Source organism: Streptomyces sp. NPDC053048 (assembly GCF_044547045.1).
Classification (GTDB): domain Bacteria; phylum Actinomycetota; class Actinomycetes; order Streptomycetales; family Streptomycetaceae; genus Streptomyces.
Genome location: NZ_JBITZS010000002.1, coordinates 343,377 through 366,568, shown reverse-complemented (window position 1 = coordinate 366,568; position 23,192 = coordinate 343,377). Strand labels below are relative to the sequence as shown.

The 23,192-nt window shown below is 74.1% G+C and carries 1 protein-coding gene; it reads left to right on the top strand.

Annotation, left to right across the window (positions count from 1 at the left end):
* Positions 1–8 precede the first annotated feature (8 nt).
* Entirely contained in the window at positions 9–23,117 is a 23,109-nt protein-coding gene (locus tag ACIG36_RS06480; protein ID WP_399922912.1) for a type I polyketide synthase, read from the top strand.
* The last annotated feature ends 75 nt before the right edge of the window (positions 23,118–23,192 follow it).

Sequence of the window (23,192 nt, the reverse complement as noted above, 5' to 3'; positions counted from 1 at the left end):
CACGAAAAATGAGCGGATCCGAGTCGGTTCTTTCCGAGTTCGAAGCGATGAAGAAGGACCCGGTCGCGGTCATCGGATCGGCCCATCGCCCTCCCGAGGAATGCGCCGCGTTCGACGCGGAATTCCTGGGCATACGGGCGGACGGCGCGGCCGCGCCGGGGATACCCGGCGGGCCCGCCGTACTGGAACTGCTCTGGGAGGCACTGGAGGACGCCGGCGTCGCGCCCGCTTCCGCGACGCCGGCCGGCCGGCCGCCCGCCGTCCACCTCGCCGGCGAGCCCACGAGCGACGGCGACCCGGCCCACACGGTGGCCGCCGCCCTGCGGCTCGACGAGGTGTCCGCCCGACTCCACCCGGCGGGCGCCCAGGCGGCCCTCGAGGCCGCCTGCGCGAGCCTGAGCGACGGAACGAGCCTCCTCGCCCTCGCCGCCGGACCCGGCCTGACGCCGCCCGGCACACCGCACACCCCCGCCGGCGGCTACGGGGCCGTCCTCCTCAAGCCCCTCGGCCGGGCCCTGGCCGACGGCGACCCCGTCCACCACCTCCTGCGCCCCGCCGCCCGCCCCGAGGACGGCTGGACCTGGGAACCGGCCGACGCCGTCACCGCGTTACGCGCGGAAACCGAAGCGGCCGGACAGGCCGAACCGGCGACCGAGGAGACTACGGCCGGCACCCCGCTGCCCTGGATCCTCTCCGCCGCCGGCCCCCAGGCCCTGCGCGACCGGGCCCGCGGCCTCCACGACCACCTCACCGCACACCCCGAAGCCGGCCTCGCCGCCGTCGGCCACGCCCTGGCCACCACCCGCCACCGCTTCGCCCACCGCTCCGTCGTCATCGGCGACACCCGCGACGAACTCCTCGCGTCCCTCGACGCCGCCGCCCGCGGCGACCTCGCCCCCGGCCTCGTCCGCGGCACCGTCACCACCACCGGCAAGGTCGCCTTCGTCTTCCCCGGCCAGGGCACCCAGTGGCAGGGCATGGCCGCCGGACTCCTCGACACCGAACCCGCGTTCCGCGCCGCCTTCGACCGCTGCCAGGAGGCCCTGGCCCCCTACCTCGACTGGTCGCCCGCCGACCTGCTGCGCGGTGCCCCCGGCGCCCCCGCCCTCGAGACGCCCGACGTCGTCCAGCCGGCCCTGTTCGCCGTCCAGGTGGCGCTCGCCGAGACCTGGCGCGCCTACGGCGTACGTCCGGACGCCGTGGCCGGGCACAGCGTCGGCGAGATCGCCGCCGCCCACGTCGCCGGAGCCCTCACCCTCGAGGACGCCGCCCGCGTCGTCGCCCTGTGGGGCCGCGCCCAGGCCACCCTCACCGGCCGCGGCGAGATGGTCTCCGTCGCCCTGCCCGCCGCCGACATCACCCCCCGGCTGCGGCGCTTCGACGGCCGCCTCGTCGTCGCCGGCCACAACGGGCCCTCCTCCGTGGTCGTCTCCGGCGACGCCGACGCGGCCCTGGAACTGCTGGCCGAACTGACCGCCGAGAACATCCGCGCCCGCCGCGTCGCCGTCGGCCACGCCGCCCACTCCCCGCACATCGACGACATCCGCGACCAGCTCCTGACCGGCCTCGCGCCCATCACACCGGTCACCGCCCGCACCCCGCTGTACTCCTCCCGCACCGGCGGCCGCATCGACGGCGCCGACGCCGGCGCCGAGCACTGGTTCCAGACCCTGCGCCTGCCCGTCCGCTTCGAGGAGACCACGCGCAGCCTCCTCGCCGACGGCCACGACGCCCTCGTCGAGATCAGCCCCCACCCCTCGCTCACCGCCCCCATGCAGGAGACCGCCGACGCCGCCGGCCGCACCGTCCTCGCCGTCGGCTCCCTCCGCCGCGACCAGGGCGGATCACGGCGGCTGCGCACCTCGCTCGCCGAGGCCTACGTCCAGGGCGTCGACGTCGACTGGGCCGCGGCCTTCCCCGGCCCGGCACCCCGCCGCCTTGCGCTGCCCACCTACCCCTTCCGCCGCCCGTCGGACGCCACCGGCCCCGGCGAGCAGCCCTTCCGCACCCGGCTGCGCACCCTGCCCGAGGCCGAACGCGAGCGCGTGACCGGCGACCTGGTGCGCTCCATGACGGTGGCGCTGCTCAACCTCGACACCACCGGCACCGGCATCGACGGCGACCGCGCCTTCCGCGACCTCGGACTGGACTCCGTCACCGCCATCGAGCTCCGCAACCGCCTCAACGAGGCCACCGGCCTCGCCCTGCCGCACACCGTCGTCTTCGACCACCCCACCCCCGCGAGCCTCGTCGCCCGGATCGTCGCCGAAGCCCTCGGCACCCACACCGCGTCCGGCGACGCCGACGACGAGGACACCGCCGCCGTCGCCTGGGACGAGCCGATCGCGATCGTCTCCATGAGCTGCCGGCTGCCCGGCGGCATCCGCACCCCCGAAGACCTGTGGCAGCTGCTCCGCGCCGGCGGCGACGCCGTGTCCGCCATCCCCCACGACCGCGGCTGGGACGTCGAAGGGCTCTACGACCCCGAGCCCGGCCGCGCCGGACGCTACTACCAGCGCGAAGCGGGCCTCCTGCACGACGCCGCCGACTTCGACCCCGAGTTCTTCGGCATCTCGCCCCGCGAGGCCCTGGCCATGGACCCGCAGCAGCGGCTGCTGCTGGAGACCGCCTGGGAGGCCTTCGAACGGGCCGGCATCGACCCCACGACCGTGCGCGGCAGCCGGACCGGCGCCTTCGTCGGCGCCATGACCATGGACTACGGCCCCCGCCTGTACGAGGCCGCCGAGGAACTGAGCGGCTACCTCCTCACCGGCAACACCGCCAGCGTCGCCTCCGGCCGCCTGTCCTACACCTTCGGCCTCGAGGGCCCGGCCGTGACGGTCGACACGGCCTGCTCGTCCTCGCTGGTGGCCCTGCACCTCGCCGTGCAGGCGCTGCGGCAGGGCGAATGCTCGCTCGCCCTCGCCGGCGGCGTGACCGTCCTGCCCTCGGCGGGCTCCTTCATCGAGTTCAGCAAGCAGCGCGCGCTCGCCCCCGACGGCCGCAGCAAGGCCTTCTCCGCCGACGCCGACGGATTCGGCCTCGCCGAAGGCGCCGGCATGGTCCTGCTCGAGCGCCTGTCGGACGCCCGGCGCAAGGGCCACCCCGTCCTCGCCGTCGTCCGCGGCACCGCCATCAACCAGGACGGCGCCAGCAACGGCCTGACCGCCCCCAGCGGCCCCGCCCAGCAGCGCGTCATCCGCCAGGCCCTGCACGGCGCCGGACTCGCCCCCGCCGACATCGACGTCGTCGACGCCCACGGCACCGGCACCCGGCTCGGCGACCCCATCGAGGCCCAGGCCCTGATCGCCACCTACGGCCAGGAGCGCCCCGCGGACCGGCCGCTGTGGCTGGGTTCGCTGAAGTCCAACATCGGCCACACCCAGGCCGCCGCCGGCATCGCCGGCGTCATCAAGATGGTCCTCGCCCTGCGGCACGGCGTCATGCCCAGAACGCTGCACGCCGACGAGCCCACGCCCCACGTCGACTGGTCCGCCGGCGCCGTCCGCGTGCTGAGCGCCGAGGCCCAGTGGCCCGACACCGGGCGGCCGCGCCGCTCCGGCGTCTCCTCCTTCGGCATCAGTGGCACCAACGCCCACGCCATCCTCGAACAGGCCCCGGACACCACGCCGCCGGCCCCGGCCGACGAGACCCCGGACGAAGCCGGGGCCGTCCCCTGGCTGCTGTCCGCCCGCACCCCCGAGGCGCTGCGCGCCCAGGCCGCCGCCCTCCTCGCCCACGTCGAGGCCCACCCCGCGGCGCGCACCGCCGACATCGCCCACTCCCTCGCCACCACCCGCGCCGCCTTCGAGCACCGCGCCGTGGCCGTCGGAACCGGCCGTGCCGAACTCACCGACGCCCTGCGCGCCCTGGCCACCGGCGACGCCACGCCCACCGACACCGCGCTGGGCACCGCCACCCCCGGACGGCGCCCGGTCTTCGTCTTCCCCGGCCAGGGCTCCCAGTGGGCCGGCATGGCCGTCGAACTCCTCGACGCCTCCGCCGTCTTCCGCGAGCGGCTGCGCGCCTGCGGCGACGCCCTGGCCCCCTACGTCGACTGGTCGCTGGAGGACGTCCTGCGCGGCGCCCCCGGCGCACCGGCGCTGAACAGCGCCGACGACGTCGTCCAGCCCGCCCTGTGGGCCGTCATGGTCTCCCTGGCCGAACTGTGGCGCTCCTTCGGCGTCCAGCCCTCCGCCGTGGTCGGCCACTCCCAGGGCGAGATTGCCGCCGCCTGCGTCGCGGGCGCCCTCACCCTCGAGGACGGCGCCCGCGTCGTCGCCCTCCGCAGCCGCCTGCTCGCCCGGCTCGCCGGACTCGGCGGCATGGTGTCCGTCCCCGAACCCCTCGCCGACGTCACCCGCCGCCTCGCCCGCTGGAACGACCGCATCGGCGTCGCCGCCGTCAACGGCCCCCGCTCGGTCGTCGTCTCCGGCGACGCCGACGCCCTCGACGAACTGCTGGCGGCCTGCGCGGACGACGGCGTACGGGCCAAGCGCGTCCCCGTCGACTACGCATCCCACTCCTCCCATGTCGAGATCATCGAGGCCGAACTCGCCGCGGCCCTGGACGGCATCACCCCCCGCACCCCGCACACCCCCTTCCTGTCGACCGTCACCGGCGAGTTCGTCGACAGCGCGGCCCTAGACGCCGCCTACTGGTACCGCAACCTGCGCGCCACCGTGGCCTTCGAGCCCGCCGTGCGCCACCTGATGGACACCGGCCACCAGGTCTTCGTCGAGGTCAGCCCGCACCCCGTCCTCGCCGTCGGCCTGCAGGAGACCGCCGAGGCGGCCGACGCCGACGGCACCGTCGTGGTGGCCTCGCTGCGCCGCGACCACGGCGGGCCCGCCCGCTGGCTGGCCGCCCTCGGCGAGGCGTACGTCCAGGGCGTCGGCGTCGACTGGGCGGCGGTGTTCGCCGGCCGGGACGTGCGCAGGACCGACCTGCCCACCTACCCCTTCCAGCGGCGCCGCTTCTGGCTCCCTTCCGGCCCCTCCACGCCCGCCGACGCGAGCGCCCCGGGCGCTCTCACGGCGCAGGAGGCCCGCTTCTGGGAGGCCGTCGAGGGCGAGGACCTGGCCGCGCTGACCACCTCGCTGGGGGTGAGCGCCGACGCGGCCTTCGGCGACGTCCTGTCCGGACTGGCCGACTGGCGCCGCAAGGCCAACGAGACCTCCCTCGTCGACGGCTGGCGCTACCGCGTGACCTGGCGGCCCCTCGAGCGCGAGCGGACGGCCCCCGCCCCGGGCCCGGTGCTGAGCGGTACCTGGCTGCTGGTGGTGCCGGGCGCCGACGACGACGCCGACGAGCGGACCGCCGCCCTGCGCGACGCCCTCGACGGGCGCGGCGCGCACGTCGAGACGCTGCCGGTGCACCACGACGACGACCGGCAGAGCCTCGCCGCCCGCCTGACCGCACTCACCGGCACCACCGCGCCCACCGGTGTCGTCTCCCTGCTGGCCACCGACGAATCGGCGGCCCCCGCCCACCGGGTGACAGCCGGGCTGTCCGCCACGGTCGCCCTCGTCCAGGCCCTCGGCGACGCGGGCGTCAACGCACCCCTGTGGTGCGTCACCTCGGGCGCCGTCTCGACCGGCCCCGCCGACCCGCCGCGCAACCCCCTGCAGGCCCAGACCTGGGGCCTGGGCCGGGTCGCCGGTGCCGAGTACCCGCAGCGCTGGGGCGGCCTGATCGACCTGCCCGCAACCCTCGACGAGCCCGCCCTCACCCGCTTCGTCGCCGTCCTCGCCGACGCCGACGGCGAGGACGAACTGGCCGTACGCGCCTCGGGCACCCTCGCCCGGCGCCTCGTGCGCGCCATCACCGGTACGTCCCCCGCCCGCCCCGACGGCATCCGGCCGCGCGGCACGATCCTCCTCACCGGCGGCACCGGCACCCTCGGCGCCCACGTCGCCCGCTGGCTCGCCGAGAGCGGCGCCGAACACCTCGTCCTGACCAGCCGCAGCGGCCTCGCCGCCGAAGGGGCCGCCGAACTCCGCGACGAACTCGAGGCGCTGGGCACCCGCACCACCGTCGCCGCCTGCGACGTGACCGACCGGGACGACCTGCGCCGACTGCTGACCGGGCTGCCCGAGGAGCACCCGCTCACCGGCGTCATCCACGCCGCGGGCGTCCTCGACGACGGCGTCCTGGACGCCCTCACCGGCGAACGCCTCGAACGCGTCCTGCGGCCCAAGGTGGACGCCGCCCTCCACCTGCACGAACTCACCCTCGAACTCGGCCTCGACCTGGACTTCTTCGTCTTCTTCTCCTCCATCGCCGGCGTCGTCGGCAACGGCGGCCAGGGCGGCTACGCCGCCGGCAACGCCTTCCTCGACGCGCTCGCCCAGCAGCGGCGCGCGGCCGGGCTGCCGGCCACCGCCGTGGCCTGGGGCTCCTGGGGCAGCGGCCGCATGATGGGCGACGCCGCCGAGCGGCACCTCACCCGGCGCGGCATCCTCCCCATGGCCGCGGGCCCCGGTGTCCAGGCCCTGCGCAGGGCCATGGAGCTGGACGACACCGCCGTCACCCTGGCCGACATCGACTGGGACCGCTTCGTCCCCGCCTTCGCCGTCACCGGCCGCTATCCGCTCCTGCGCGACCTGCCCGAGGCACGACGCCTGCTCGACGCCGCCACGGGGACCGCGGCGCAAGCGGCGGGGGCTGCGGGAGCGCACGCCGAGGCGGGCCCCGCCCTCGGCAGGCGCCTGGCCGGCCTCGGCGAGGCCGAACGCCTGCGGGCCGTGCTCGAGCTCGTCCGCACCCAGGCCGCCACCGTCCTCGGCCACTCCGGCTCCGAACGCGTCCAGCCCGCACGGGCCTTCCGCGAGGTCGGCTTCGACTCGCTGACAGCCATCGAACTGCGCAACCGCCTCGCCGCCGCCACCGGCATGCGCCTGCCGACCACCGTCGTCTTCGACTACCCCAGCCCCCAGGACCTCGCCCGGTACCTCCTCGCGGAGGTCTCCGGCCACGAGCCGGCCGCGGGCGACGCGGCGACAACGGCCCAGGCACCGGCGGCCGCCCGCCCGGCCGACGACGAGCCCATTGCCATCGTCGGCATGAGCTGCCGCTTCCCCGGCGGTGTCCGCACGCCCGAGGAACTGTGGCAGCTCCTCGTCGACGGCACCGACGCCCTCTCCGGCTTCCCCGAGGACCGCGGCTGGGACCTGGCGTCCCTCTACGACCCGGACCCGGACCACCCCGGCACCACCTACGCCCGTGAGGGCGGCTTCCTTTACGACGCGGGCGACTTCGACGCCGGCTTCTTCGGCATCTCGCCGCGCGAGGCGCTGGCCATGGACCCGCAGCAGCGGCTGCTGCTCGAGACCTCGTGGGAGGCCTTCGAACGGGCCGGCATCGACCCCGCGGCGCTCAAGGGCACCCAGGCCGGCGTCTTCATCGGCTCCAACGGCCAGGACTACGGCCAGGACTACGCCTCCGGCAGCCGCCGGGCCCCCGAGGGCGTCGAGGGCTACCTCCTCACCGGGCGCGCGGCCAGCGTGGTGTCCGGCCGCCTGTCCTACACCTTCGGGCTCGAGGGCCCGGCGGTGACGGTCGACACGGCCTGCTCGTCGTCGCTGGTGGCGCTGCACCTCGCTGTGCAGGCCCTGCGGCAGGGCGAGTGCTCGCTCGCCCTCGCCGGCGGTGTGACCGTCATGTCCACCCCCGGCATCTTCGTCGAGTTCAGCCGCCAGCGCGGCCTCGCGGCGGACGGCCGCTGCAAGGCCTTCTCCGCCGACGCCGACGGCACCGGCTGGGGCGAGGGCGTCGGCATGCTGCTCGTCGAGCGACTGTCGGACGCCCAGCGCAACGGCCACCCCGTGCTCGCGGTCGTCCGCGGCTCGGCCATCAACCAGGACGGCGCGTCCAACGGCCTGACGGCCCCGAACGGCCCCTCGCAGCAGCGCGTCATCCGCCAGGCCCTCGCCAACGCCGGCCTGACCGCGGCCGACGTGGACGCGGTCGAGGCCCACGGCACCGGCACAAAGCTCGGCGACCCGATCGAGGCACAGGCACTGCTGGCGACCTACGGGCAGGAGCGGCCGGGGGACCGGCTGCCGGTGCGCCTGGGCTCGCTGAAGTCGAACATCGGGCACACCCAGGCGGCGGCCGGCGTGGCCGGTGTCATGAAGATGGTGCTGGCACTGCGCCACGGCCTGCTGCCCCGGACCCTCCACGTCACCGAACCGACCCCGCACGTCGACTGGTCGGCCGGCGCCGTCGAGCTGCTGACCGAACCGGCCGAGTGGCCGGAGCACGACGGCCGGGTGCGCCGGGCCGCCATCTCCGCCTTCGGCGTCAGCGGCACGAACGCGCACGTCATCGTCGAGCAGGCACCGGCGGGTGTCGGGGCCGCCGAGGACGGCGAGAACGGTGAGCGGGAGAGCGGCGACGGGACCGCTGCCGGTGCTGAGAGGGCTCTCACCGCTGTTCCCTGGGTGCTGTCCGCCAAGGACACGGGGGCACTTCGGGACCAGGCCGAGCGCCTGCTGGCGTACGCGCGGGACAACGCCGAAGCGGGGGCGGCCGACATCGGCCTCACCCTCGGCACGGCCAGGGCGGCACTGGAACGCCGCGCGGTGATCGTCGGCTCGGACCGCGAGGAACTGCTGCGCGGCCTGGAAGCCATGACCCGCGACGAGGCGGCGCCCCATGTGGTGACCGGCGGTGGAACGGGAGCCGAGGAGGCAGGACAACTGGCGCTGCTCTTCTCGGGGCAGGGGAGCCAGCGACTGGGGATGGGACGGGAGCTGTACGCCGCGTTCCCGGTGTTCGCTGAGGCCTTTGACGCGGTGTGTGCGGAGATCGACGCACATATCGAGCGGCCGTTGCGGGATGTGGTGTTCGGTGAGGATGCCGGGCTGTTGGATCGGACCGGTTTCACTCAGCCTGCGTTGTTCGCCGTTGAGGTGGCGCTCTACCGGTTGGTGGAGTCGTGGGGTGTTCAGGCTGATTTCCTTGCCGGGCATTCGATCGGTGAGCTGGCTGCCGCCCATGTGGCGGGTGTGCTGTCGCTGGCCGATGCGGCGGTGCTGGTGGCCGCTCGTGGTCGGTTGATGCAGGCGCTGCCTGCGGGTGGCGTGATGGTGGCGGTGCAGGCCTCGGAGGACGAGGTGCTTCCGCTGCTGGCTGGTTATGAGGACCGGGTCGGTGTCGCGGCGGTCAATGGCCCGTCGTCCGTGGTGCTCTCGGGCGCCGAGGACGCGGTGGCTGAGATCGTGGGGCTGCTTGCCGCGCAGGGTCGTAAGACGAAGGCCCTGTCGGTCTCGCACGCTTTCCACTCGCCGTTGATGGAGCCGATGCTGGCGGAGTTCCGGGCGGTGGCGGAGGGTGTTGCCTTCTCCGCTCCCACGATTCCGATCGTCTCGACGCTCACCGGCCGTCCGGTCTCGTCGGACGAGCTGTGCGACCCGGAGTACTGGGTGCGCCACGTCCGTCAGCCGGTTCGCTTCTCGGATGCCGTGGAGGCGCTGTCGGGTGAGGGCGTGCGGACGTTCCTCGAGATCGGGCCCGGCGGTGTCCTGACCGCACTGGCCCAGGGCGTCCTCGAGGGCGACGACGCCGTGGCCGTACCGGCCCTGCGCACCGACCGTACCGAGGACGTGGCGGTCACCGTGGCCCTCGGCCGGCTCCACGTGCGCGGCATCGCCGTCGACTGGCGGGCCGTGTTCGACGGAACGGGCGCCCGTACCGTTTCCCTGCCCACCTACCCCTTCCAGCGCCGGCGCTACTGGCTCAGCGCGCCCACCGCCGTGGCCGCCGACCCGGCCGGGATCGGCCTCGCCGACGCCGGGCATCCCATGCTGGGCGCCACCGTCGCCCTGCCGGACGGCGGAATGGTCCTGACCGGCCGGCTGTCGCTCACCACCCACCCGTGGCTCGCCGATCACGCCGTGTCCGGTGTGGTGCTGGTGCCCGGCACCGCGTTCGTCGAGCTCGCGGTCCGCGCCGCGGAGGAGGCGGGCACGGGCGGCGTCGAGGAACTGACCCTGTCCGCCCCGCTGGTGCTGCCCGAGCACGACGCGGTCCAGCTCCGGCTCACCGTCGGTGCCCAGGACGCGGAGGGCCGGTGCGCACTGGCCCTGTACTCCCGCCCGGAGGACGACCTCGCGTCGCAGGAGTGGACGCTCCACGCCAGTGGCACGCTCGCGTCCGCCGACGCCTCGGCGGACGCCCCTCTCGCCGATCTGACCGCGTGGCCGCCCCCGGGCGCCGAGTGGGTCGTCACCGACGACATCTACGAACGGCTGGAGGAACTGGGCTTCGGCTACGGTCCCGTCTTCCGCGGGCTGCGCGCGGCCTGGCGCCAGGGGGAGACCCTGTTCGCCGAGGCGGCGCTGCCCGAGGGGGCCGCGCCGGACGCGGCCGCGTACGCCCTGCACCCGGCCCTGCTCGACTCCGCGCTGCACGCCTCGTGGCTGGGCCTGCTCTCCGGTTCCGAAACCGGGCAGGGTCTGCTGCCGTTCTCCTGGGGCGCGGTGGATCTGCGGGCCGGCGGAGCGTCCACGCTGCGCATCAAGCTGACGCCTGCCGGCACGGACGCGGTGTCGGTCCTCGTCGCCGACGGCTCCGGGCAGCCGCTCGCGTCCATCGGTTCGCTCGTCCTGCGCCCGGTCTCCGTCGAGCAGCTGCGCGGTGCCGCGAGGCAGGGGCACGACTCGCTCTTCCGGCTCGGGTGGGTGCGGGCCGCTGCCGCGGTGCCGGAGGCGTCGGGCGTCGTCACGCTCGCCGATCTGGTCGAGGACGCGCACGCCGCCGTGCCCGCGTTCGTCCTCGCTCCGGTCGAGACCGGGACGGAAGGTTCCGTGGCCGACGCCGTGCGGGCGACGAGCCTGCGCGCCCTGGAGCTCGTACAGCAGTGGCTCGCCGACGAGCGTTTCGCCGCGTCCCGCCTGGTGCTGGTGACCCGCAACGCCGTCTCGCCCGACGGCGGGTCGCTCGCGCCCGACCCGGCGCAGGCCGCTGTGTGGGGTCTGGTGCGGTCGGCGCAGTCGGAGAACCCGGGCCGGTTCGTCCTCCTGGACCTCGACGCGGACGCCGATCTCACGGACGGCTTCCTGACGGCGGCGCTCGGTACGGGCGAGCCGCAACTGGCCGTACGTGGCAGCGAGTTCCTGCTGCCGCGACTGGAGCGCGTGAGCGAGCCGGAGGGCACGGCAGACGTCTCCTTCCCGCCCTTCTCGTCCTTCCCTTCCGACGGCACGACGCTGGTCACCGGTGCCACCGGCACCCTCGGGCGTCTCGTCGCCCGCCACCTGGTCACCGAGCACGGCGTGCGACACCTCGTGCTCGCCGGACGTCGGGGCCCGGCGGCAGAGGGTGCCGCCGACCTCGAGGCCGAGCTCGCCGCGCTGGGCGCCGACGTGACGACCGTTGCGTGCGACGTGGCGGACCGCGACGCGCTGGCCGGGCTGCTGGCCGGGATTCCGGTGGAACACCCGTTGACGGCTGTGGTGCACGCGGCGGGTGTGACGGACGACGGGATCGTCTCCGCGCTGACCCCCGAGCGCGTCGACCGGGTCCTGCGCCCCAAGGTGGACGCCGCGCTCAACCTCCACGAGCTCACGCGGGACATGGATCTGTCGGCGTTCGTGCTGTTCTCCTCGGTCTCCGCCACCCTCGGCGGCGCCGGCCAGGGCAACTACGCGGCCGCCAACTCCTTCCTGGACGCGCTGGCCGTGCGGCGTCGGGCGGCAGGGCTTCCGGCGGTGTCGCTGGCCTGGGGCCTGTGGGCCGAGGGCAGCGGCATGACCAGCAAGCTGGACTCCGCCGACCTGGCCCGCATCCGGCGCATGGGCCTGGCCGCGATGGACTCGGCCGAGGGGCTCGCCCTGTTCGACGCGGCCTGCGCGGCCGACGGCGACGTGCTGTTCCCCGTCCGCCTGGACACCGCCGGCCTGCGCGCCCGCGCCGCCGACGGCGAGGTGCCCGCACTGCTGAAGGGCCTGGTCAAGGCGCCCGCGCGGCGGGCACGGACCGGCCAGGAAGGCGGCGAACCGGCCCACGGCCACCGCGCTGCCGCCGCCTCGACGCTCGTCCAGAGTCTGACCGGGCTGGCCGAGGCCGAACAGGACCGCGCCCTGCTGGAACTCGTACGGAAGCAGATCGCCACCGTGCTGGGCCACGCCTCGCCGGAGCAGATCGAACCCGAACGCGCCTTCAAGGAGCTGGGCTTCGACTCCCTCACCGCGGTCGAGCTGCGCAACCTCCTCAACGCCGCTTCCGGCGCCCGGCTGCCGGCGACCCTCGTCTTCGACCACCCCAACCCGGTCGCCCTCGCCCGGTTCCTGCGCACGGAACTGCTGGGGACGGCGGATGCCGGTGCGGGTGCGGAGGCTGAAGTTGTCGCGTCCGCGTCGCCGGTGCCCGTCGACGAGCCGATTGCCATCGTCGGCATGAGCTGCCGCTACCCCGGCGGGGTGCGCTCGCCGGAGGACCTGTGGCGACTGGTCGCCGAGGGGACGGACGCGGTCGGCGGCTTCCCGACCGACCGCGGATGGGCGGTGGACTCCCTCTACCACCCCGACCCTGATCACGCGGGCACGAGTTACACGCGTGAGGGCGGCTTCCTGTACGAGGCCGGTGATTTCGACCCCGGGTTCTTCGGTATCTCGCCACGTGAGGCGCTGGCGATGGACCCGCAGCAGCGGTTGCTGCTGGAGACGTCGTGGGAGGCGTTCGAGCGGGCGGGTATCGACCCGTCGTCGGTGCGCGGCAGCCGGACCGGCGTCTTCGCCGGTGTGATGTACCACGACTACGGCTCGCGCCTGTCCGTCATCCCCGAGGGCTTCGAGGGGTACGTCGTCAACGGCAGCGCGGGCAGTGTCGCCTCGGGCCGGGTGGCGTACACGTTCGGGCTCGAGGGCCCGGCGGTGACGGTGGACACGGCGTGCTCGTCGTCGCTGGTCGCGCTGCACCTGGCGGCGCAGGCCCTGCGGCAGGGCGAGTGCGAGATGGCCCTGGTCGGCGGTGTGACCGTCATGGCGACGCCGAACATCTTCATCGAGTTCAGCCGCCAGCGCGGCCTCGCGGCGGACGGCCGCTGCAAGGCGTTCTCCGCGGACGCCGACGGCACGGGCTGGGCCGAGGGCGCCGGCATGCTGCTCGTCGAGCGGCTGTCGGACGCGCGGCGCAACGGCCACCAGGTGCTCGCGGTGGTGCGGGGTTCGGCGATCAACCAGGACGGTGCGTCCAATGGTCTGACGGCTCCGAACGGTCCGGCGCAGCAGCGGGTGATCCGGCAGGCGCTGGCGTCGGCCGGGCTGTCGGCCGGTGATGTGGACGTCGTCGAGGCGCACGGTACGGGTACGACGCTGGGTGATCCGATCGAGGCGCAGGCGGTGCTGGCGACGTACGGTCAGGAGCGGCCGGAGGGTCGTCCGTTGTGGCTGGGGTCGCTGAAGTCGAACATCGGGCACACGCAGGCGGCGGCCGGTGTCGGCGGCATCATCAAGATGGTGCAGGCGATGCGGCACGGCGTACTGCCGAAGACGCTGCATGCCGAGGAGCCGTCGCCGCACGTCGACTGGTCGGCGGGGGCGGTGGAACTGCTGACCGAGCCGGTGGAGTGGGCGGCGGACGGCCGTCCGCGCCGGGCCGGTGTCTCCTCGTTCGGTGTGAGCGGGACGAACGCCCACGTCGTGCTGGAGCAGGTGCCGGAGACCGCTGAGGTCACAGACGGCGATGGCGGTGCTGTCGACGCTGCAGCGGTCGCGGTTCCGTGGGTGATTTCGGGCAAGGATGCGAAGGCACTGCGGGGGCAGGCCGAGCGGCTGCTGTCGTTCGTCGGGAGTAATGCCGAGCTCGATGCTGTCGACGTGGCGTACTCGCTCGCCACGACGCGGGGTGCGCTGACTCACCGCGGGTTCGTGGTGGGCGCCGACCGTGAGGAGCTGGTACGGGGCCTTGAGGCCCTGGCGCGGGGCGAGGCGGCCGGCGGCGACAGCGCTGCGGGCGGCAGCCGGACGGCGTTCCTGTTCTCGGGGCAGGGGAGCCAGCGGTTGGGGATGGGGCGGGAGTTGTACGCCGCGTACCCCGTGTTCGCTGAGGCCTTCGACGCGGTGTGTGTGGTGATCGATGCGCATCTTGAGCGGTCGCTGCAGGATGTGGTGTTCGGTGACGACGCCGATGCGCTGGACCGGACCGCGATCACGCAGCCTGCGTTGTTCGCGGTCGAGGTGGCGTTGTTCCGGCTGGTGGAGTCGTGGGGTGTGCGGCCGGAGTTCCTGGCCGGGCATTCGATCGGTGAGCTGGCCGCCGCGCACGTCGCCGGGGTGCTGTCCCTGGCCGACGCTGCCGCGCTCGTGGCCGCTCGGGGCCGGCTGATGCAGGCGCTGCCCGCGGGTGGCGTGATGGTGGCGGTCCAGGCCTCGGAGGACGAAGTCCTTCCCCTGCTGGCTGGTTATGAGGACCGGGTCGGTGTCGCGGCGGTCAATGGCCCGTCGTCCGTGGTGCTCTCGGGCGCCGAGGACGCGGTGGCTGAGATCGTGGGGCTGCTTGCCGCGCAGGGTCGTAAGACGAAGGCCCTGTCGGTCTCGCACGCGTTCCACTCGCCGTTGATGGAGCCGATGCTGGCGGAGTTCCGGGCGGTGGCGGAGGGTGTTGCCTTCTCCGCTCCCACGATTCCGATCGTCTCGACGCTCACCGGCCGTCCGGTCGCGGCGGACGAGCTGTGCGACCCGGAGTACTGGGTGCGCCACGTCCGTCAGGCGGTCCGCTTCTCCGACGCGGTGGCGGCTCTGTCCGCCGAGGGCGTGCGGACGTTCCTCGAGATCGGCCCCGGAGGTGTCCTGACCGCCCTGGCGCAGGAGACCCTCGACGGCGAGCAGTCCGTCACCGTCCCCGCCCTGCGTGCGGACCGTGCCGAGGACGTGGCCGTCACCACAGCCATCGCCCACCTCCACACCCACGGCATCACCGTCGACTGGCCGGCCTTCTTCGCCGGCCGTCAGGCGCAGGTCGTCGATCTCCCCACCTACGCGTTCCAGTACGAGCGGTACTGGCTCGAGGCCACTGCTGCGCCCGGTGACGTGAGTTCGGCCGGTCTGGCGGCTGCCGGGCATGCCCTCCTGGGGGCGGCGGTGAGTCTGCCCGACGAGGGCGGGGTGCTGCTGACGGGCCGGCTGTCGCTCGCCACACACTCCTGGCTCGCCGACCACGCGGTCTCCGGGGTGGCCCTGCTGCCGGGAACGGCGTTCCTGGAGATGGCGGTGCGGGCGGGCGACGAGGTCGGCTGCGAACGGGTGGACGAGCTCACCCTCGCCGCCCCGCTCGTGCTGCCCGCAGAGGGCGCGGTACAGATCCGGGTGACCGTCGGCGCGGCAGAGGAAGCCGCGCGGCGCACCCTGAAGATCTACTCGCGTACCGAGGTCGACAGCGCCGTGGACGCGCCGTGGACGTGCCACGCCACCGGCGTTCTCGCCGAAGGCTCCGATGACGAACGCCCCGTGGTCACGGAAATGAGCGAGTGGCCGCCGGCGGGAGCCATTGCCCTCGGGACCAATGATTGCTACGAGCGACTGGCGGAGGCCGGTTTCGGCTACGGGCCGGTGTTCCAGGGCCTGCGGGCGGCCTGGCGGCGCGGGGACGACCTCTTCGCCGAGGTCGCACTCCCCGAGCAGACTTCCGTCGCGGGCTTCGCCCTGCACCCCGCGCTGCTCGATGCGGCGCTCCACGCCATGGGGCTGACCGACTTCCTGGCCGACGGCCACGAAGGCCGGCTGCCGTTCGCCTGGGGCGGGGTGAGCGTCCACGCCACCGAGGCCGCGTCCCTGCGGGTCCGGCTCACCCGCGCGGGCCGGGAATCGGTGTCGCTCGTGATCGCGGACGGGACGGGCGCTCCCGTCGCCACCGTGGACGAGCTGACGCTTCGGCCCGTCACCGCCGCGCAACTCTCGGCGGCCCAGGGAGCGCAGCACGATTCGCTGTATCGGGTGGAGTGGGTGCCGGGTGCGGTGTCCGGTGCTTTTGACTCTGTTGACGCGGCTGGTGTGAGTGTTGTGGCGCCTGGTGGGGATGTGCGGCGGGCGTTGGGGCTGGTGCAGGAGTGGTTGGCTGACGATCGGTTTGCCGGGTCGCGTCTTGTGTTGGTGACGCGGGGTGCGGTGGGTGCGGTTGCCGGTGATGTTGTGGATGCGTGGCAGGCGGCTGTGTGGGGTCTGGTGCGGTCGGCGCAGTCGGAGAATCCGGGCCGGTTCGTGCTGGTGGACGTCGATGGCGATGACGACGAGAGTCGTGTGGTTGCCGCTGCTGTGAGTGCTGGTGAGTCGCAGGTTGCGGTGCGTGGGGGAGAGGTGCTCGTGCCTCGTCTCGTACGGGCCGACGTCCCCGAAGCCTCCGGCGCCCCCGCCTTCGGCCCCGACGGCACCGTCCTCGTGACCGGCGCCTCGGGTGTTCTGGCCCGGCTGGTCGCCCGCCACCTGGTCACCGAGCACGGCGTGCGCCATCTGGTTCTGGCCAGCCGGCGCGGGCCCGGTGCCGAGGGTGCGGCCGACTTCGAGGCCGAACTCACCGCGCTGGGCACCGATGTGGCCACCGTCGCATGTGACGTCGCGGATCGCGCTGCGCTGGCCGAGGTGCTGGCCGCCGTCCCCGCTGAGCACCCGTTGACGGGTGTGGTGCACGCGGCGGGCGTGACGGACGACGGCATTGTCTCCGCCCTCACCCCCGAGCGCGTCGACCACGTCCTGCGACCCAAGGCGATGGCCGCCCTCAATCTCCACGAGCTCACGCGCGAGATGGATCTGTCGGTGTTCGTGCTGTTCTCTTCCGCTGCTGGTATGTTCGGCAGTGCGGGGCAGGGCAACTACGCGGCCGCGAACTCCTTCCTGGACGCTCTCGCCGTGCAGCGTCGTGCGGCCGGTCTTCCGGCCGTCTCGCTGGCCTGGGGACTGTGGTCCGAGACCAGCGCGCTGACCAGCGAACTCGGCGAAGCCGACCAGCGCCGCATCACCCGCCACGGCCTGGCGGCGCTCGGAACGACGGAAGGGCTCGCCCTCTTCGACGCGGCGAGCCGCGCCCAGGAGCCCGTACTCGTCCCGGCCCGGCTGGAGTTCGGCGCGCTGCGGGCCCAGGCACGGTCCGGCGCCCTGCCGCCGCTCTTCCGGAACCTCGTACGTACCTCGGCGCGCCGCACGGTCGCCGAGGCCGTGGGAACCGCTGCTGTCGAAGGTTCCTCGCTGGGCCGGCGCATCAGCGGGCTGCCCGAGGCCGCCCGGCTCGAGGTCCTGCAGGAGCTGGTCCGGGAGCAGGCGGCAACCGTACTGGGCCATGCGACAGCGCTGTCCGTCTCCGTCGACCGCCAGTTCAAGGACCTGGGCTTCGACTCGCTCACGGCCGTCGAACTGCGCAACGCCCTCAACGCCGCCTCCGGGCTTCGTCTGCCGGCGACACTGGTCTTCGACCACCCGACTCCCGAGGCGCTCGCCCGCCACCTGCTGGGCGAGCTCGTCGGAGCGTCCCATGACGAGGACCGCCTGCCTGTCCGGGTGACGCCCGCGTCCGTACCCACCGACGACCCGATTGCCATCGTCGGCATGAGCTGCCGCTTCCCCGGCGGCGTACGGACGCCCGACGACCTGTGGCGGCTGGTCAGCGAGGCCGGTGACGCCATCGGCGCCTTCCCGGAGGACCGGGGCTGGGACCTCGGCTCCCTCTACCACCCCGACCCGGATCACGCGGGCACGAGTTACACGCGTGAGGGCGGCTTCCTGTACGAGGCCGGTGATTTCGACCCCACCTTCTTCGGTATCTCCCCGCGCGAGGCCCTGGCGATGGACCCGCAGCAGCGTTTGCTGCTGGAGACGTCGTGGGAGGCGTTCGAGCGGGCGGGTATCGACCCGTCGTCGGTGCGCGGCAGCCGGACCGGAGTGTTCGCCGGTGTGATGTACCACGACTACGGCAGCCGGCTCGCGGCGGTCCCCGACGGTCTCGAGGGACACCTCGGCATGGGAACGTCCGGCAGCGTCGCCTCGGGCCGCGTGGCGTACACCTTCGGGCTCGAGGGCCCGGCGGTGACGGTGGACACGGCCTGCTCGTCGTCGCTGGTGGCCCTGCACCTCGCAGCGCAGGCCCTGCGGCAGGGCGAGTGCGAGATGGCCCTGGTCGGCGGCGTCACGGTCATGGCGACGCCGAACACCTTCGTCGAGTTCAGCCGCCAGCGCGGGCTGTCGGCCGACGGCCGCTGCAAGGCCTTCGCCTCCTCCGCCGACGGCACGGGCTGGGCCGAGGGCGCCGGCATGCTGCTCGTCGAGCGGCTGTCGGACGCGCGGCGCAACGGCCACCAGGTGCTCGCGGTGGTGCGGGGTTCGGCCGTCAACCAGGACGGTGCGTCGAACGGTCTCACCGCCCCCAACGGTCCCGCGCAGCAGCGGGTGATCCGCCAGGCCCTCGCGTCGGCGGGGCTGTCCGCGGCCGACGTGGACGCCGTGGAGGCGCACGGCACGGGCACGACGCTGGGCGACCCGATCGAGGCGCAGGCCCTGATCGCTACGTACGGGCAGGAGCGCGCCGGGGACCAGCCGCTGTGGCTGGGTTCCGTCAAGTCCAACATCGGGCACACGCAGGCCGCCGCCGGCGTCGCCGGTGTGATCAAGATGGTGCTGGCGATGCGGCACGGCGTACTGCCGCGCACCCTCCACGTCGACGAGCCGACGTCCCACGTCGACTGGGAGGCGGGCGCGGTGCGGCTGCTGACCGAGCCGGTGGAGTGGACGGCGGACGGCCGTCCGCGCCGGGCGGCGGTCTCGTCCTTCGGCGTGAGCGGCACCAACGCCCACGTCGTGCTGGAGCAGGTGGAGGCTGTTGCCCCGCCGCAGCCCTCCGCCGACCCGGCGGACCGGATCACGGGGACCGTCGTGCCCTGGGTGCTGTCGGCGAAGGACGAGACGGCGCTGCGGGAGCAGGCACAGCGTCTCGCCTCGCACGTCGCCGAGCGCACGGAACTCGAGCCCGCCGACATCGCCTTCTCCCTGGCCACGTCGCGTGCCGCGCTCACCCACCGCGCTGCTGTCGTGGGCCGCGACCGCGACGAACTGCTGGACGGGCTGGCCGGCATCGCCGCCGGGCGGCGGACGGCCGGTGTGGTGCAGGGCGACGACGGTTCCGGCGGTGGCCGGGTGGCGCTGCTCTTCTCGGGGCAGGGCAGCCAGCGGCTGGGCATGGGACGGGAGCTCTACGCCGCGTTCCCGGTGTTCGCCGAGGCCTTTGATGCGGTGTGTGCGGAGTTGGACGCCCATCTCGAGCGGCCTTCGAGGGATGTGGTGTTCGGTGATGACGCCGGTCCGCTGAACCAGACCGGTTTCACTCAGCCCGCGTTGTTTGCTGTCGAGGTGGCGTTGTACCGGCTTGTCGAGTCGTGGGGTGTGCGGGCGGACTTCCTGGCCGGGCATTCGATCGGTGAGCTGGCCGCCGCCCATGTGGCGGGTGTGCTGTCGCTGGCCGATGCCGCCGCTCTCGTAGCGGCCCGCGGCCGGCTGATGCAGGCGCTTCCCGCCGGTGGCGTGATGGTCGCTGTACAGGCCTCGGAGGACGAAGTCCTTCCGCTGCTGGTTGGTTACGAGGACCGGGCGGGAATCGCCGCGATCAATGGTCCGTCGTCCGTCGTTCTGTCGGGCGAGGAAGAGGCCGTCACGGAGATCGCCGGTCAGCTCGCCGCCCAGGGGCGTAAGACAAAGTCGCTGTCGGTCTCGCACGCGTTCCACTCGCCGTTGATGGAGCCGATGCTGGCGGAGTTCCGGGCGGTGGCGGAGGGTGTTGCCTTCTCCGCTCCCACGATTCCGATCGTCTCGACGCTCACCGGCCGTCCGGTCTCGTCGGAGGAGCTGTGCGACCCGGAGTACTGGGTGCGCCACGTCCGTCAGGCGGTCCGCTTCTCCGACGCGGTGGCGGCTCTGTCCGCCGAGGGCGTGCGGATGTTCCTGGAGATCGGCCCCGGAGGTGTCCTGACCGCCCTGGCGCAGGAGATCCTCGACGGCGAGCAGTTCGTCACCGTCCCCGTCCTGCGTGCGGACCGTGCCGAGGACGTGGCCGTCACCACGGCCATCGTCCAGCTCCACGCCCACGGCATCACCGTCGACTGGCCGGCCTTCTTCGCCGGCCGAGGGTCACGGACCGTCGAGCTGCCCACCTACGCCTTCCAGCACCGGCGTTACTGGCTGGAGTCCGGCGCGCCGGCGGGCGATGTGGCCGCGGTGGGCCTGTCGGCTGCCGAGCATCCGCTGCTGGGCGCGGCGGTCGCGCTCGCCGACGGGGAGGGTGCGCTGCTGACCGGGCGGCTGTCGCTGTCCGCCCACCCCTGGCTCGCCGAGCATGCCGTGATGGGCACCGTACTGCTGCCCGGCACCGCCTTCGTCGATCTCGCCGTGCGCGCGGCCGACGAGGTGGGCTGTGACCGCGTCGACGAGCTCAACCTGTCCGCCCCGCTCGTTCTCCCCGCCCAGGGCGCGGTGCGCCTCCAGGTGGTCGTGGGCGCCGCGGACGAGGCGGGCCGACGTGCCGTGAACATCTACTCCCGTCCCGAGCACGCCGCCGGCACCGACGAGCCGTGGACGTGCCACGCGACCGGTTCGGTCTCCCAGGACCGGGCGGAAACGTTCGACCTGACGGAGTGGCCCGTGGCGGCGGGCGGCGACCGTGCGGCCGCGACCGTCGAACTCGAGGGTGCGTACGAGCGGCTGGCGGAGCTCGGTTTCGGCTACGGGCCGGTGTTCCAGGGGCTGCGTGGTCTGTGGCGTGGTGGTGAGGGTGAGGTGTTCGCCGAGGTGGCGTTGCCGGAGGGTACGGAGGTTGCCGGTTTCGGTGTGCATCCGGCCTTGCTGGACGCGGCGTTGCACGCTGTCGGCCTGGGCGGTCTGCTGCCCGACACTGGACAGGGACGTATCCCTTTCTCCTGGACCGGTGTGACCGTTCACGCCACGGCCGGTTCGTCCCTGCGCGTCAGGCTGACGGCCTCCGGCCCGGACACCGTTTCCCTTCAGGTAGCGGACAGTGCCGGGCGGCCGGTGGCCTCCGTCGACTCCCTCGTCCTGCGGCCCGTTTCCGCCGAGCAGCTGGCGCGGGCGGCGGGCGAGGGGCGGCGCGATGCGCTGTACCGCGTCGAATGGACCACGGCCCCTGCCGCTCCCGCTGCGCCTGCGGCCGCCATGGCCGAACCGTGGGCCGTCATCGGTGACGACGACGGTCTGCGCGCGGCCATCGAGGACGCCGGGGTGCGGGCCACGTTCCACGCCGACCTGGCGGGCGTCGCGCGCGACGCCCGGGGCACGGGCGGCGTACCGCCCGTGGTCGTGCTCGCCACGGCGGGCATCCACCCGGACAGCGACCACCCCGTCCGGCATGTGCACGCGACCACGCACCGGATGCTGGAGCTGCTGCGGCAGTGGCTCGCCGACGATCGCGGTGCCGGCTCCCGGCTCGTGGTGCTGACCGGGAACGCCATGGTCACCGAGGCCGGGGACAAGGAGGTCGACCCCGCCCAGGCCGCGGTCTGGGGCCTGGCGCGCTCGGCGCAGTCCGAGAACCCGGGCAGGTTCGTCCTGGTCGACCTCGACCGTGACGCCGCGTCCGTCCGTGCGCTGCCCGCCGTGCTCGCCGCGGGGGAGGAGCAGTTCGCGGTGCGGGACGGCAAGGTGCTGGTACCCCGCCTCGTACGGGCGTCGGCCGCGGCCGGGCCCTCGGCGGACGGCGACGCCCCCGCCTTCCCGGCCGACGGCACGGTGCTGGTGACCGGAGCGTCGGGCACCCTGGGCCGACTGGTGGCCCGGCACCTGGTGGCCGAGCACGGCGTCCGGAGCCTGGTGCTGGTCAGCCGCGGTGGCGGCCGGAGCGCGGGCATGGCCGAGCTCGAGGCGGAACTCACGGCGCTCGGCGCCCGGGTGACCGTCGCGGCCTGCGACGTGGCCGACCGGGAGGCGCTGGCCGGCGTCCTGGCCGGGATACCGGACGGGCACCCCCTCGTCGCCGTGGTGCACGCGGCCGGCGTGGTGGACGACGGCGTGGTGGCGTCCCTGACGCCCGAGCGCGTCGACCGCGTCTTCGCTCCCAAGGTGGACGCGGCCGTGCACCTGGACGAGCTGACCCGTGACATGGAGCTGTCGGCGTTCGTGCTCTTCTCCTCCGCCGCCGGTGTGTTCGGCAGCGCGGGCCAGGGCAACTACGCGGCCGCGAACTCCTTCCTCGACGCCCTCGCCCACCAGCGGCGGACGGCCGGGCTGCCGGCACTGTCGCTGGCCTGGGGCCTGTGGGAGGAGAGCAGCGGGATCACCGGCGAGCTGAGCGGGGCCGACCGCCGCCGCATGGCCCGCAGCGGAGTCCTGCCGCTGCCCACGGAGGAGGGCCTCGCCCTCCTCGACACCGCGCTCGCCGGTGACGAGCCCGTCCTCGTGCCCGTCCGCCTGGACCGGCCCGGACTCCGCAACCAGGCGGCCTCCGACGGTTCGCTCCCCGCGCTCCTGCGGAGCCTGGTGCGCGTACCGGCCCGGCGCCCGGCACGGGCCGCCGCGAGCACCGAACCGGCGGTGGACGTCCCCTCGCCGGCGTCCCGGCTGTCCGGGCTCGGCGAGGCCGAGCAGCGCAAGGTGCTGCTGGACCTGGTGTGCGAGCACGTCGCGGCGGTCCTCGACCTCGCCTCGCCCAACGTGGTACGTCCCGGGCAGGCGCTCCGCGACCTCGGCTTCGACTCGCTGACGGCGGTGGAGCTGCGCAACCGGCTGGCCCAGGACACCGGGCTGCGGCTGCCTCCCACGCTGATCTTCGACTATCCGACGCCCGACGACCTGGTCGACTATCTGCGGGCCGAGACCGCCGTGGTCCCGGTCGGCGAGGACGTCACCGCGCTCCTGGCGGAACTCGACAGGATCGAGGCGGCCTTGCGCGCGGCCCACGCCGGCGCGGCGGCGGGCGACGGCCGGACGGCGATCGCGACGAGGCTGCGGGGGATGGCGGACCGGTGGACCGGACCGTCCGCCGGGGCGGAGCCGTCCGCCGCGTCACCCGAACCTCCCGCCTCGTCCGGCACGCAGTCGACGCCCGACACGCAGTCGGTGACCGACATGCAATCCGCGACCGACGACGAATTGTTCGACTTCATCGGCAAGGAATTCGGGATCTCCTGACCCGGGGAGTTGGCGGCCAACTCTCGTACCCCAAAACGAAACCGGCTTCGGCTCCGCTCCACGGGCGGCCTTCTG